This is a genomic window from Weizmannia acidilactici (assembly GCF_008974225.1).
In the GTDB taxonomy this organism is placed as follows: Bacteria; Bacillota; Bacilli; order Bacillales; family Bacillaceae_C; genus Weizmannia; species Weizmannia acidilactici.
Genome location: NZ_BKZR01000011.1, coordinates 1 through 13,764 on the forward strand (window position 1 = coordinate 1; position 13,764 = coordinate 13,764).

16 protein-coding genes and 1 pseudogene are annotated in these 13,764 nt (G+C 44.6%); 5 read left to right on the forward strand and 12 right to left on the reverse strand.

What is annotated here, in order from left to right:
* Positions 1–7: 7 nt before the first annotated feature.
* Positions 8–256, reverse strand: coding sequence for a membrane protein YhzF (gene yhzF, locus GBH70_RS17975; protein WP_503827268.1), 249 nt, complete (start codon positions 254–256; stop codon positions 8–10).
* Between the two features lie 88 nt (positions 257–344).
* Between yhzF and GBH70_RS05605 the strand changes: the two genes are divergently transcribed.
* Both GBH70_RS05605 and GBH70_RS05610 read left to right on the forward strand, forming a co-directional pair.
* Positions 345–716, forward strand: a complete 372-nt coding sequence (locus tag GBH70_RS05605) for a YtxH domain-containing protein (RefSeq protein ID WP_253693531.1) — start codon at positions 345–347, stop codon at positions 714–716.
* 134 nt (positions 717–850) lie between these two features.
* The gene (locus tag GBH70_RS05610; protein WP_371862188.1) at positions 851–1,414 is read left to right on the forward strand and encodes an HTH-type transcriptional regulator Hpr; all 564 of its coding nucleotides are present in this window, start codon (positions 851–853) and stop codon (positions 1,412–1,414) included.
* Between the two features lie 27 nt (positions 1,415–1,441).
* On the opposite strand, the gene GBH70_RS05615 is transcribed toward GBH70_RS05610, so the two are convergent.
* Entirely contained in the window at positions 1,442–1,771 is a 330-nt protein-coding gene (locus GBH70_RS05615; protein WP_151680130.1) for a DUF1878 family protein, read from the reverse strand.
* A gap of 98 nt (positions 1,772–1,869) precedes the next feature.
* Between GBH70_RS05615 and GBH70_RS17780 the strand changes: the two are divergent.
* Positions 1,870–2,054, forward strand: a pseudogene (locus GBH70_RS17780) (hypothetical protein).
* 97 nt (positions 2,055–2,151) lie between these two features.
* Here GBH70_RS17780 and GBH70_RS05620 read toward each other — a convergent pair.
* A complete protein-coding gene (locus GBH70_RS05620; RefSeq protein ID WP_151680131.1) occupies positions 2,152–2,244 on the reverse strand; it encodes a YjcZ family sporulation protein in 93 nt (30 codons plus the stop codon).
* 87 nt (positions 2,245–2,331) lie between these two features.
* On the reverse strand, positions 2,332–2,415 hold the full coding sequence (locus GBH70_RS05625; RefSeq protein WP_151680194.1) for a YjcZ family sporulation protein: 84 nt from the start codon (positions 2,413–2,415) through the stop codon (positions 2,332–2,334).
* Between the two features lie 335 nt (positions 2,416–2,750).
* On the opposite strand from GBH70_RS05625, the gene GBH70_RS05630 reads away from it, so the two are divergent.
* Complete coding sequence (locus tag GBH70_RS05630) at positions 2,751–3,638, forward strand: peptidylprolyl isomerase (RefSeq protein WP_151680132.1); 888 nt, start codon at positions 2,751–2,753, stop codon at positions 3,636–3,638.
* Between the two features lie 52 nt (positions 3,639–3,690).
* Here the strand turns inward: GBH70_RS05630 and GBH70_RS05635 are convergent, their stop codons facing one another.
* From GBH70_RS05635 to GBH70_RS05660, 6 genes are all read right to left on the reverse strand, one after another.
* Positions 3,691–3,885, reverse strand: coding sequence for a sporulation YhaL family protein (locus GBH70_RS05635; RefSeq protein WP_151680133.1), 195 nt, complete (start codon positions 3,883–3,885; stop codon positions 3,691–3,693).
* A gap of 93 nt (positions 3,886–3,978) precedes the next feature.
* Entirely contained in the window at positions 3,979–4,923 is a 945-nt protein-coding gene (gene yhaM / locus GBH70_RS05640) for a 3'-5' exoribonuclease YhaM (RefSeq protein ID WP_151680134.1), read from the reverse strand.
* A 77-nt stretch (positions 4,924–5,000) separates the two neighbouring features.
* The gene (locus tag GBH70_RS05645) at positions 5,001–7,970 is read right to left on the reverse strand and encodes an ATP-binding protein (RefSeq protein ID WP_151680135.1); all 2,970 of its coding nucleotides are present in this window, start codon (positions 7,968–7,970) and stop codon (positions 5,001–5,003) included.
* Positions 7,967–9,214, reverse strand: coding sequence for a metallophosphoesterase family protein (locus GBH70_RS05650; RefSeq protein ID WP_253693543.1), 1,248 nt, complete (start codon positions 9,212–9,214; stop codon positions 7,967–7,969). Before GBH70_RS05650 ends, GBH70_RS05645 begins: the two co-directional genes overlap by 4 nt.
* Positions 9,215–9,315: 101 nt before the next feature.
* Positions 9,316–10,176: a TIGR03943 family putative permease subunit gene (locus tag GBH70_RS05655; protein WP_151680137.1), complete on the reverse strand. Its 861-nt coding sequence runs from the start codon at positions 10,174–10,176 to the stop codon at positions 9,316–9,318.
* Positions 10,177–10,189: 13 nt separating this feature from the next.
* Positions 10,190–11,080, reverse strand: coding sequence for a permease (locus GBH70_RS05660; RefSeq protein ID WP_151680138.1), 891 nt, complete (start codon positions 11,078–11,080; stop codon positions 10,190–10,192).
* A gap of 259 nt (positions 11,081–11,339) precedes the next feature.
* On the opposite strand from GBH70_RS05660, the gene GBH70_RS05665 reads away from it, so the two are divergent.
* Positions 11,340–12,068 carry a TerC family protein gene (locus tag GBH70_RS05665; RefSeq protein WP_151680139.1) on the forward strand — a complete coding sequence of 243 codons (729 nt, stop codon included), beginning with the start codon at positions 11,340–11,342 and terminating at the stop codon, positions 12,066–12,068.
* A gap of 666 nt (positions 12,069–12,734) precedes the next feature.
* Here GBH70_RS05665 and GBH70_RS05670 read toward each other — a convergent pair.
* Positions 12,735–12,920 (reverse strand): YhzD family protein, encoded by a 186-nt coding sequence (locus GBH70_RS05670; protein ID WP_151680140.1) that lies wholly within the window; start codon positions 12,918–12,920, stop codon positions 12,735–12,737.
* A 5-nt stretch (positions 12,921–12,925) separates the two neighbouring features.
* Positions 12,926–13,708, reverse strand: a complete 783-nt coding sequence (locus tag GBH70_RS05675; RefSeq protein WP_151680141.1) for an enoyl-CoA hydratase — start codon at positions 13,706–13,708, stop codon at positions 12,926–12,928.
* Between the last annotated feature and the right edge of the window lie 56 nt (positions 13,709–13,764).

Sequence of the window (13,764 nt, forward strand, 5' to 3'; positions counted from 1 at the left end):
ACTGGATTCAAAACAGAAGTAAAAGAACAGCAAGCAAAAAGCATACGATCCCCGCACCGCCAAAAAAGGCGATTCTTTGCCTCACCAACTTCCTTGGCGGATAGATTCTTCTTTTTTGGTATATTTGCACATGGCGGGCCATTGCGGCTAAAAGGATGGCGCCGATCAGAAAAAAACAGAATGAAACACGTCCCATTGAGACTCCCCTTTTCCCTGTCTGGACTATTATACTATATGCCATTTTTTGGGTTAACATGTACAGGGCGCGGGTAAATAGTAAACAGGATTTTGCAAAAGGGCTGCAAACCTTTTATCATATAATGAAAGAGCAAATTCACAGGGAGGTGCTTATTTTGAAAAAAGCCAGTCTCATATACGGATTGCTGGTCGGGGGAACGGCAGGCGCCGTATCCGTCCTTTTGACAACACCCGCTTCAGGGAAAAAAATAAGGGCTGCTTTAATAAATAATTCCGGAGCTTTCATTGAATCTGCGAAGAAAATTGCCCTAAATGTGAAAGAATTAAAAGATTCGATCCAGGAGCTGTCAACAGAAGGAAAAAAAGCCGTCGCAGAAGTGATGGACGACATCAAGCAATTCATTAAGGAATGGCAAAGAAGTATTGAGCCAAATAAAGATGCCCTGCAGAACGAGATTAAAGAAATCCAAAAAACGATTGAAAACCTGGAGAAACAGTTGCAACAAAAGTCTTCATAATAATTCGTTCATGCCCAAAAAGCTGCGCTTTTTGGGCTTTTTTCTTACCACCCCTGTTTCAAAAAATTTCGCAAATTATATCTTTATTATTTTTTATTTTACTGGCATAATGTTATTATATAGTGTAAGGGGTGATGGAAAAAATGACGGAACAAATGTTAACGGTCAACGAGTACTTGCTGTTTTGCAAAAGGATTACACAGCTGTCGAAAGCGCTTTGGAAAACCATTGAAAAAGATTGGCAGCAATGGATCAAACCTTTCGACCTGAACATCAATGAACATCATATTTTATGGATTGCATACCATTTAAAAGGCGCATCCATATCTGATGTGGCAAAATTCGGGGTCATGCATGTATCAACAGCCTTCAATTTTTCAAAAAAGTTGGAGGAACGCGGCTTACTCGAATTCTCAAAAAAAGAAAACGACAAACGGAACACTTACATCCAATTGACAAATAAAGGGAAAGAAATCTTCCTAAAGTCTCTGGAAGCGTTTAATCCAAAAAAAAGCTCGGTTGTACAGGGGACAATGCCGCTTTATGAGCTGTACGGGAAATTCCCAGATATGATTGAATTGGCAGCAATCGTGCGCCAAATTTACGGGGAAGATTTTATGGATATTGTAGAAAATTCCATTTACCGGACGGAGTTGGAGGACATCGTCGAAACGGACGTGCTGGAAAACCTTCACTGAACCATTCCTGATAAGTTTTCGCTGCGGCTACAGGTTCCGTTTCAACGCTTCCATTAACTCGGGGTACAACCCCTGCTGCAAACAAGCCGCAATCACTTCCGCCGGTTCCAGTTTTTCATGCAGGCGAACTTTAAATTGCTGAAAAAGCGGATAAAAGTATACAAATTTTTCCTCCTTCATTTCTTTCAGTTCACGTGTCAGCTGTTCGCACAAATTATAAAATTGCTCGACATCCTGCTTTGCCAGCTGCTTTTCTATGACCATCTTATAGAAAGCATTTTGATCGGATTCGATCATTTTCAAAAACAGTGATTGGTAAAATTCAAACTTTTCCAATTTTTGATCGATTGTTTCCATTCAGTTCCCTCGTTTATATTTTTGATGGCATCGTCTATCAATAAAATGAACAACCATTCACTGAACGGTTCTATTTTTTGGAAGGAGGCCCGACCGGCATGTATTTGCTTGTATTTTTTATATGCTACGCTTTCTTTATTTTATACTTTACCAACATTTTGACAAGCAATCTATGCACAAAAAAAGAAATTCCCGAAGAACGGCAGTGGAAGTCTTTCGGACCATCAACATCCTCATTACTATTTTACTCTTTTCTTCCTACCTTGACATCCTATATACATAGAAAAGCGGAGGCGCCTTTATCAGGGGCGCACGGATTTCGCGATGGCAACATCGGAACAAAAGAAAAAGGCCGGCTTAGGCTGCCGGCCCCCATTTTTTTACCATACCCAGGATGCACCAATAATAATCAACAAAATGAACAACACAACCAGTAAGGCAAATCCGCCTCCGTAAACTGCTCCTCCGCTCATTCGATCCACCTCCTCTTGTTTCCTGAGTTATTGTATTCATCAGCATCCGTAATGGTTAGGGCTTACGTCTATTTTTCCGGCTCTATTTTACAGATACGACGCTCCCACCACGATCAACAAAATAAATAGCACAACAATAAGGGCAAATCCCCCGCCATATGCAAAACCCATTTCATATACCTCCTTTTTTCTCTTTCGGCATATCCTATGCTGCATTCATCCAATTTGAGTAAACCAAACGCCCATCTAAAATAAAGGCTGTGTTAGCGTACGATGTTGATTGTCGCAAAATCCGCTTCGCTCATGGCACATCCGCGAGTTTACCCCGCAGGTGTCCCTATAAACGAGCGATCTTCAACAAACAGCGCCAAAATAAAAAAAGAATAATAATCGTGTTAAATTTCCATAAGAAACCCAATCATCCATTTCTTTTCTTTTTCAATTTATGATATAGTAGTGATTGTAAGTCTCCCTTGCACGACAAAATGAATAGGAGTTGTTCTTGTATGAAAAAATGGGTTCTATCCCTTACTTTGGCGGCCAGCGTTTTCGGGCTTGCTGCATGCGGCAACAGCGCAGTCGTAAAAACGGATGCCGGAAATGTCACGAAAGATGAATTATATAATGCCATGAAGGATAAATATGGTTCTTCGGTACTTCAGCAGCTTACCATCGAAAAAGTGCTGTCCAAAAAGTATAAAGTCTCCAAAAAAGAAATCGACAACCAAGTAAACCAGGCAAAAGACCAATTGGGCAGTACTTTTGATTCGGCACTTCAGCAGTACGGATATGCAAATGAAAAAGATTTCCGTGAAAGCATTAAAGTCGGCCTCCTCGAGCAAAAAGCTGCAGAAGCTACGATCCACCCGACAGAAAAGCAATTAAAAGATTATTATAAAAATGAAATTAAGCCGGAAATTAAAGCGCGTCATATCCTTGTTTCCAGCAAATCCAAAGCGGAAGACATTAAAAAACAGCTTGATAAGGGTGCGAATTTTGCAACATTGGCGAAAAAATACTCGACCGATACGGCAACTGCCTCGAAAGGCGGAGACCTGGGCTGGTTTGGCGCAGGCGAAATGGACAGCGATTTTGAAAAGGCCGCTTATCAGTTGAAGGTCAATGAGATCAGCGACCCTGTCAAAACTTCTTACGGCTACCATATTATCCAAGTGACAGGGAAAAAAGAGAAAAAGCCGTATAATGAAATGAAAAAAGAAGTACTGCAAAAATATAAAGAATCAAAAGTCACATCGGCAAAAATCCAATCTGCTTTGAAAAAGGAATTAAAAGCTGCTGACATTAAAGTCAAAGATGATGATTTGAAAAATACTTTTGATTCCCTGCTTGGAACGACGACAAGCTCATCTTCTTCCACATCTTCCAGCAATTAAATATGCCAAAAAAGCCGCCCCACCGAAAAATGGGCGGCTTTTTTGGCGGCGCCTATGCTTCATGGGCTTTTTCCGGATCCCCATGCCGCATTTCTTTTTCTTTTTTCATCCGTTCGATAAAGACTTCCCCTTCTTTTTCAATCCATGCCTGTTCCTGTTCCCGCTCATCCCTTGCACTTTTCACGGCCATAAATGCACATATGACGATACCTGCCACGACAAAATAAATCCAGATCGGAAAATCCATGTTCCCACTTCCTTTCGGTTTGTCCCTGCTATAATCTATGGCCTGTTCAACTAAAAAATGCCTTTCTATTTGAAAGGCATCCAAAAAGAAATACTATTTATGGAATGCCGGCTTGTAAAAAGACCGGTTATCGAGCGCAAAAATGCGGTCGGAGAACTCGCCGGGCTTTACATTCCGGAGGGCGCGGTCGAGCATGTTCATTTTTGCATCAATATTGTCGATATAATGAAGGATTTCCGCTTCTTTTATCATTGGCGGTTTTGCGCTGCCCCACTCCAATTTCCCGTGGTGGCTCAGTACCATATGTTCGAGCACCATGACTTCTTCCCCATGGATACCGAGCTCTTCAGCCGCTTTCGCAATTTCGTTTACCATGATGGAAATATGCCCGAGCAGGTTGCCTTCGACAGTGTAAGACGTTGAGATCGGTCCGGACAGCTCCTGCACCTTCCCCAAATCATGCAAAATGACGCCGGCATACAGCAAATCACGATCCAAAGACGGATACAGATCGGCAATGGCTTTCGCCAAATCAAGCATCGAGACAACATGATAGGCAAGCCCTGACACAAATTCATGATGATTTTTCGTTGCCGCAGGATAGACGAGAAACTGCTTTTGGTATTTTTTCAGCAGATGCCTCGTCAACCTTTGGATATTCGGATTTTTCATTTCAAAAATATACTGTGTGATCTTCCCCATCATTTCGTCCTGCCGCATCGGAGCCGTTTCAATAAAATCGGAGATCCGGACCCCATCGTCTGGGGAAGCCGGATGGATTTTCCGGATTTTCAATTGCATCCGGCCGCGGTAATTTAAAATATCCCCGGCCACTTTTACGATCGTTTCGGGTTTATACGTTTGCTCATCCTGCTCCGAAGCATCCCAAAGTTTGGCTTCGATATCCCCTGTTCGGTCCTGAAGGATGAGTGTTAAAAAAGGCTTGCCGTTGCTGGCGATGCCTTTTGCCACATGTTTTATAAGAAGAAAAGCATCGAACTGCTCGCCCACCTCATAGTAGAGAAGCCCTTTTGACATAAAACAATCCTCCGATCTAACCCCTAAAAATCATTTTCTTATAGTTGAGTATACCATAATCCAGCCGGATCGTGCCTTTATTCCAAACTGCAATGCTTTCCGACGGAAGGGCTGCTTTCCAGCTTTTTCACCTGCCCGTTTTCAAAAAAATGAAGCATATGCTTTTGGCATGTAAAGAGGAGAACCTGCCTTGTTTCGCTTAATTTTTTCAACAGCCTTGCCATTTTTTCGGTCCGGTTGTAATCAAAGTTGACGAACCCGTCATCAATCACAATCGGGGACGGGAATTCCTGCCCAAGTGCTTCCGCAAGGGAAAAACGTAAAGCAATATAAAGCTGTTCCGCCGTTGCCTGGCTCAGTTCGTTTGCGGAAAAAAGCATGCCGTCGCGCCGTTTGACATAAAATTGGCCATCTTCCATTAAATGGAGGGAACGATATGCGCCGTCCGTCAAATAATTCATATAAGATTCCGCTTTTTTGAGTACCTGCGGGAAACGGGTTTCACGCAGCCTTTCCATCATTTTTGCAAGCAGGCTTTTTGCCACGGAAAGCCTGGCCCATTCTTCCGCTTCTTCCCGGAAATCCGACAGGGCACTATAATATTGGTGGAGCTTCTCTGTGAATGTGCCACCTTCTTCAAGCCTTTTAATTTCAAAACCAATTTCAGCCGATTCTTTGCTTATTCCGTCCAACGCCTTCTCCATTTCGGAGATTTTTTCCTCAAGGTGAAAATGTTTCTGCTTTAAAGTGGCCTCGTCTTTTACGGCATCCAGCATTTCCAGGTCTTCCGCTTTTAACTGCAGATCCATTAATGCCAATTTGCTGCGGAGGCTTTCGTATGTTTCGTGGAGGAGGCTCGCATTCCGGAACGCTTCTTCATCTGCAGCATCCGCAAGGGAAAATAATTTTTTCATTTCTTTATCAATGGATGCAGTTTCCATTTCAAAAAGTTGTTCCTGTTCTTCCATTTCGGTTAACTTTTTTTTCCATTCCTGGTAGAGGATTTTGTTCTCCTGATGTTCAGACAATGCTTTTTTCAGCTCCAAAATCCCTTCCTGGGTCAGCGGCCAGCCGGCTTGTAGCAGTGACCAGAGCTTTTCCATCCACCTGGCAAATCCAGACTGGAGGCTTTTCAGGCGCTCCAATTTTTCCTCTACGCGCGCCCGCTGCACCACTTTTTGGCTTAAATCCGAAAGCAAACCAAAAGCGTCCATCAGCTGGCCCGGCTGGAAGCGGTCATTCAGTTTAAGTGTTTGCTTAAATGCGTCTATCTCTTCCAGCAGGCGCCTGTTTTCCGTTTCCATATGGTTGAGGCGATTCCGAATATGCCGGGCTCGCTGTTCGTCTTTTTCCAGCTGAAGGATCAGCTGTTTCCAATTTTCCCGCAGCTGTTTTTGCTGTTCATACTCGATCAGAGAAGCGCCATCTTCTTTCCAGTTTTGCAGTACCTTCTCTTTCTCCTCTATTTCGCGCTCCATTTCAAGGATTTCTTTTTTAAACGGATTTCGGTTTCTGCTGCCTGCAGCATAAAAGCCGGAAAATATGAGCGCCAATATGGAGACGGCTAAAAAGGCGTATTGCCCGCTAACCAGGCTCCACACTCCCGCAAAGAGGAACAATACCGCCATGATAAAGACCAGAAACGGGGGCTTCCCGGCAGCACCGGCCAGTTGTTTCAGCCTCCGGAGCTGCATCCTGTCGCGTTCCAAATCAGCTTCCAAACTCGCTTTTTTTCCTTGCTGCTGCCGTTTTTCCGCTAAAGCCCGGAAAGCTTCTTCAGAAACAAGATCTTTTTCAAGCCGAGCGCATTGCTGCTCAACGGATTTTATGCTTTCCTCCAATTCATTGAGCTGGGACAGGTAAGCCTGGCGCGAGGTGCTGCCGGTTTCATATGCCTGGACAAGGGAGCGCAGTTTTTCTTTTGCTGCCATACTTAAATCAAGCTCCGGCGTTTCCGCTGCTTCCTCTTCCGTGAGATTCAGCATAGCCGCCAAGTGCGTGATTTGGCCGTCCAAGGATTCGCGTTCATACTCCAGCCGCTCCGTTTCCCCCTGCCATTGCCGGAATTGCGGCCAGTCATCAAGCAACTGCTGGATTTGCACGCCATACTCGTCGAACAGCGGATTCGGCCTAATCCCTTCTAATTTTTGGATAAGTTCCTTTTTTTGCTGCTGCACTGCGGATAACCGGCCGGCTGAAGCGCGGCGTTCATGCATCAGCTGATCGAGCCGGCGGATCCCGTCTGCCGGAAAACGGACGGGGCCCATTTCCGCAAGCTGCCGGGCAGTTTGTTTCCTTTCGACATAATGCGGCCACATTTTTAAGAGGTGCTCATTTTGCTGCAGCGATCTTCGCAGCTCTTCCAGCTCCGTTTCAATTTTTTTTCGTTTTTCCTGTAAATCCATTTGCCGCACCTTTAATTCCCCGTATCGGCCATTTTGCGCTTTTAAGCCGTTCAATTCTTTTTCGCGCGCGCGCAGATCATGCAGCATCGCATTTAAAACCGGTTTCCGCCCGTTCGGCTTAAAAAGCGCATCCATCTCTTTCTGCAGCTCCTGTTCCGCGGAAAGGAGCGCGTCTGTCCCGACCGTGCCCGCCGCAAATAAATAGCGGCTAATATCATCGCCTTTTAATTTCCGGATTTCCTGCAGGCCAAGCAGATTAAAAGAATAGATCGACTGAAACATCGGCTTGTTCAGGCCGTTTAAGACGTCGGCAAGCGCCTCCTCGCCGCCCGCTTTCCCGTTTGCAAATGTGACGGTCACTTCCCCCGCCGCTTTGCCCCTTACCCGTTCAACCGTGACAATGCCGCCTTTTTCCGTTTCCAACACAAGCTGCCCGCCATATGCCACAGACGTTTTCGGTTCATAACGGTGTCCGGCCTGCTGCCTTGAAGGGAAACCGAACAAAACGGCCTGGATAAACGCCATGAGCGTCGATTTTCCCGCTTCGTTTTCTCCGTAGATGACCTGGAGCGCGCCGAGATCTGTTAAATGGAAATCAACAAGCTTTCCGAAGCCGTATATATGGATTTCCAAAATTTTCATTGCTTCGCCCCACCCCTTACTTTATTCAAAACAACGGATTCCGCTTCTGCCAAAAGCATGCGTTTTTCCTCTTCGGTGAAAGGGTCAAGGTAACGTCCTGCATATACGTGGCTGAACAAGGGGGATACCGCTTCCTCAACCGTTCCCCCTTCTTCCTGCAAAACTTCAATGGTTTTTTGCATTTCCTGCCGGATAAATTCGTATTCCTTCATCTTGGGCGCCGATAATAAATCGGGCAGCTCCAAATGGTGGACCCAGACAAAGTTTTGCTCGCTTTCTTCGCCTTCCTGCAGCACTTCCATCAGTTCACCGTTTTTCGTTTTTTCGAGCGTTTCTCCATTTAAATTTTCCACATCTTGAAGCTCCAATTGCAGAAATGTACCTTGCGCATCTTTCCTTGCCTCTTCCATTGTGCACCTGCATGCCGCATAAAGGGCGTTAAAATCCTCCACCCCTTTTGCGGAAACGGTGCGTTTTTCCCATAAAATATCGGCCGTTTCAAGAAACGATACAGTTGTGCCGAACTCATCCATTTCGACAATAGCACAGCCTTTCGGGCCTGTTTCTTTCCGGTTTCTTCCCTGGATATTCCCCGGGTAAACGACAAAAGGATGTTCATGGAGGATCAAACGCTGATGAATATGGCCGAGCGCCCAATAATCCATGCCTTTTTCCAGCAAATCGCGCAGTGCAAAAGGGGCGTAAGGCTGGTGCAAGCTGTTCCCGCCTTCAAGATAGCCGTGCAACATGCCGATATGGAAATCGGCTTCCCCAATTTTCCGGTATTCATCCACTTTTTTTTCAAATACATGTCGTTTCGGGTAACTAAAGCCGTACAAATGGACTATCGCCCCATTTTCCGCGGTGAAACTTTTCGTTTCCACATTCGCGGAAAAAAAACGGACATTCGCCGGCATGTCCAGTTTTGTCCAGGTGCCGCTTAAATGGTCATGATTTCCGTGAAGCACAAATACTGTGATATTTGCTTCCTGAAGCCGCTCAAACTGCTTTCTCAGCCTGATCTGGGCTTTCAGGCTGCGGTCTTCCCCATCATATAAATCGCCGCAAATCAGCAAAAAATCCACCTTTTTTGCAAGCGCCAAATCACATATTGTTTCAAATGCCCGGAATGTGCTGTTCTTCACCCGTTCAAACAACGCCTGCGGAAGCTGCCTGAGTCCGGCAAACGGGCTGTCCAGATGCAGGTCGGCTGCATGGATAAATCGAATGCACTTCAACACCATCACGCTCTTTCGAATGTATGTTCTGTTTTCATTATAAAAGGTTTGCCGCCGCAATACAATATATAGATGTCCGAAAAATTGCATTGCGCCGCTAAACCTGGTTAATTATACTGCCGGTAAACATATGGATCTTTCGGCTCATTGATTTTTTTATAACTTGTAACTTTTAAATACGGGATATTTTCCTTAAATGGCGTGTAGTAAGTTGTATCCAGCTGTCCTTCTACCTCGATCCACGTATTTTCCTTCAATCCTTTCATATCATCCGGAAAATCAACGAGCATCCCGTACACGCCGGCATCTGCAATGCAGTGGATGATGCCGAAACGAAGCACAAACAGCTGATTCGGTTTGATATCTTTCGTCCGGTACACAAAGCCTTCGATGGTCACTTTTTTGCCGATAAAGCTGCCCGGATAATTGTAAATCGTTTCGAGTCCGTGAAAATAATGGTTATCGTCAAGGACAATATGGCTGAGTTTGCTGTACTTTTTCAAGTCTGAGCTTTCCATTTCCGCATATTGGTTCTGGTCATAGTAAAGGCTTGAGTTTGGGCGGAGGATCTGATGGTTTGCGTACTGGTCCTTGTCATTATCGATCATCGAAAAATGGAATCCTTTTGCTTTGACTACCGTTGAATTTAAAGTGGCAACCGGAAGAAAAATGCCCGTCACAATCGGTATCAGGATCATCCCGTACGTAAACACTTTTTTGTACCATGTATTTTCATCCTGTTCATGCAAGTGGCCGTGATGATGGTGATGGACATGGCTGTTTTCCTGCCCCTTGTTTCCCGCTTTGACCCATTTTACGAGCTGGTACAGGCTTAAAAAACCCATTGCAAAAATCATCGAAAAAGACAAGTAAGAATATTTCATATTGATATATTTGCTGATATCGCCCGTTGCATGCAATTTCATAAAAAAATAGGCGAAACCGAATAACACAATAAACCGCAGCATTGCCAACACCTTCTTACAAGATTAGTGTGCCTGTGAATACAAACAAAATAATCAGTCCGATCATTGAAAAAACAAATTTTTTCTTGAACGAATGCAGCATCATGAGCAAATTTTTGATATCGACCATTGCGCCGAATACTAAAAAAGCAAGAATGGCCGGAGTTCCGAACATGCCGTTGAAAGAAGAGGCGATAAACGCATCCGCTTCTGAGCAGATCGACATAATAAAAGCAAGTAGCATCATAATTAAAATGGCGGTCGCTTTTGTGTGGCCAAGCTGGAGAAGCGTGCTCGTCCGGAAAAACGTCTGCATCGCCGATGAGATCAACCCGCCAAACACAAGAAATTTGCCGACGGAGAAAAATTCATCAATGGCATGGTCAATGACGCCCGTGATTTTTTCGCGGAAGCGGAGGGGCTGTTCCTCATGATGATGCCCGTGGTGATGCAATTTTTGGTCGACAAATTCCCGCAGCTGATTCTCGTTAAATAAGTAGGAGATGGCGATTGCTGTTAAGACAGCGGTAAAAATCGCCAGACCGCACCGGAGCAGCGCCATTTTCCAGCTGTCCCCGAATGCGACAAACGTTGAAAAAATGACTACAGGGTTAATAATCGGCCCCGTCAGCATAAAAGCAATCGCTGCATAAAGCGGAACATTTTTTCTGACAAGCCTTTCGGTAATCGGGACAATTCCGCATTCACAGGCGGGAAAGAGCGCGCCAATCCCCGTTCCGAAAGCAATAGACAAAAAACGGTTGGCAGGCATAACCTTTGCGATCATTTCCTCGGTGACAAACATCTGGATGATGGCTGAAATCAACACACCCAGTACAATAAAAGGCAGCGCCTCAATGATAATACTGATAAAAATGGTATTCATTTGTAATAAGGATTGGCCCATAACAGTATATCGCACTCCTTCTCATCAATCACTTTCAAAAAACTCTCCCAACTAGAATACTATAAGTGCCGGCCGGCGTAAATGGATTCGAATACACCACCCTGCCCGCAAAAGCTGCCAATAGGTATTAGAACGGCAAAAAATTCCATTTTAATGAAATGGTATGATTCTATTACTTTTTGTCCGGGAATATGTTATGATAGATACATAGGTCAAATGAACTTGTATTGCGAACGCAAATTGAAGGGAATGAATTGGATTGCCTGTTTCCATTTTTGCACTCGGTTTGGCCGTTTCTGCGGGCGCGTTCATTGCATTACTGAAAATTATTATGATCGACATCGTTTTATCCGGCGATAATGCCGTTGTGATCGCGATGGCCACAAGGAAATTGCCGCATGAACAGCAAAATAAAGCGATCTTCTGGGGAACTGCCGGTGCCGTCATCTTAAGAATTTTGCTGGCAATGGTCATTGTGGCTTTGCTGAAAATTCCATATGTAAATATCATTGGCGGGCTGCTGCTTCTGTGGATCGCTTACAAAGTGCTTGCGGGCGGGGATGAAGATGTCCATGTCAAGCCTACAAACGGATTGCTTAAAGCGATCAGCACAATTATTGTAGCGGATGCGGTCATGAGCCTTGATAACGTTGTTGCGCTGGCCGGCGCTTCAAACGGCCATATCGGCATGATCGCGCTCGGCGTTGCCATCAGCATCCCGGTGATGATTTTCGGGTCGAAAATGATTGTGAAGGCTATGAACCGTTACGGCTGGATTGCTTACGCCGGTTCGGGCATCCTCGCTTGGACGGCTGCGGAAATGCTGCTGAAAGATAAGCAGCTGCTGAATTGGCTCAACATCTCCCACGGACCGGTAACTTACACGATCGGGGGCGCACTAACGGCTTTGATTTTAGTTTTTGGCTGGCTTTCCAACAGACGGACGGAAACGAAACAAGAAGTGCAGCAGCATGCGCATATCAACTGACGCAGGTAAGAAAGGGGTTGTCCCAAAAGCCTATTCACGTGCTTTTGGGGCGGCCCCTTTTAAGCAATATGGCAGCAAAGCGTTTTTGAAAGGTTTTTAAAGGACCGGTTCTGGGATAAAATGTTGCTAAAACGGGCTTTAGATGGCTCCTAAAATCCAGGATCAGCAGCATACTCGGGATCGTTCAAAAGGAATTGATACTTACATCAATACAGTCTCCGGATATTTTACGGATGGTGAGCTAGCGAAATCCTTTTTGGAAGAAGTTCGGAATCGCCATCAAAGATATATCAGGGTTCAGCTACAAATGATACTGAGACAAATTAAAAAGACAAAAAACAAGAAATTATCGACGTAGCTTTAAATGAGTGTGTCAATTTGAAGCAAAATAACAAGGAAATAAATTTCCTTCGTCAAAATAGTATTTTTAAAAATAAACCTCTTTTTTCATCCAGAAAGAACTTCGCCCCTGTTTTTGTCCAATATAATCCTTTGTTCTTTAACTATACTCCATTTTAAGGCCAAAATTATCTCAATTTTTCTTTCAAATGATTTCAGCGGAAAATCCAAGAGAAAAAGCCCCATCAAGGAGCTTCTGGAATCTAAAAATAATCTTCTCTCCGGATTCTGACTCTATAGACTTCAAAAGGATGGAGGGTAAAACATTTATCGGTGGAACAAAATTAATTTTCCTTTCGGGGAGGTGCACCGGTGCGTTTTATCCCAAGCGCCTTTTTCTTTTAAAAGTGTTTCCCCTTTCTCCTTTGCTTCACGGTCGTCTGTTGCTTCGAATCCTTCATCCAAAATTTTTTCCCCCGTTGGTTCAAAGGCAGTTAGCTTATATACGCCCATCGCTTTCACTCCCCTCTGAATTGAGGTGTTCTTTTTTCAACGAAAGCCCGGATGCCTTCCAGATGATCTTTCGTCTGACGCATTTTCCATTGTCCGTGTTTTTCCAGTTCCAAAGACTTGTTAAAATCCGGACGGTTCAGTTCAGTATAAATTTTTTTCGTTTTGATCATCGCAAGGATCGGTTTCTTTTTCCATTCCGCTATCTTCCGCTCAACCGCAAGCTCCAGCTGTGGCACTGCTTCATCGATGATCCCGAGCTCGGCTGCTTCCTCCGCCGCCATCACTTTTCCTTCCCAAATCAATTTTTTGGCCTTATTCTGGCCGATCCGGCGCTGCAGCAGGTAGTGGCCGCCGCCATCCGGCACAAGGCCGATCCCAATGAAATTCATGGCAATTTTACTGTCCATATCACTCATAATGTAATCGCACGCAAGCGCAAGGCTTAATCCTAATCCTGCTGCTGGCCCGTTAATGGCTGCAATGGTGAGTTTCGGCATGCCCGTCAGTATGGAAACGGCTTCATTAATTTGGTCCATAAAAGACGCAAAGCCTTTTTCTTCCTCCATCGCTAACATTTCTTTGATATCCCCGCCGGCTGAAAATGCCCGGCCATTTCCTGAAACGACTAGAATTTTGATGTCATCATTCATAGTAATCGCTTTCAATAAGTCCGCTAATTCACTGATCATCTCCGTGTTCAATGCATTTAAAGAATCCGGACGATTGAAATGCAGATAGGCTGTATCGTCTTTTATCTCCAGCTGTATCGTTTCATACGTTGAAATCACCGAAATCCCACTCCCTTTGATTTTTTCTTCCCTATTACTAGAATAGCGGAATATTC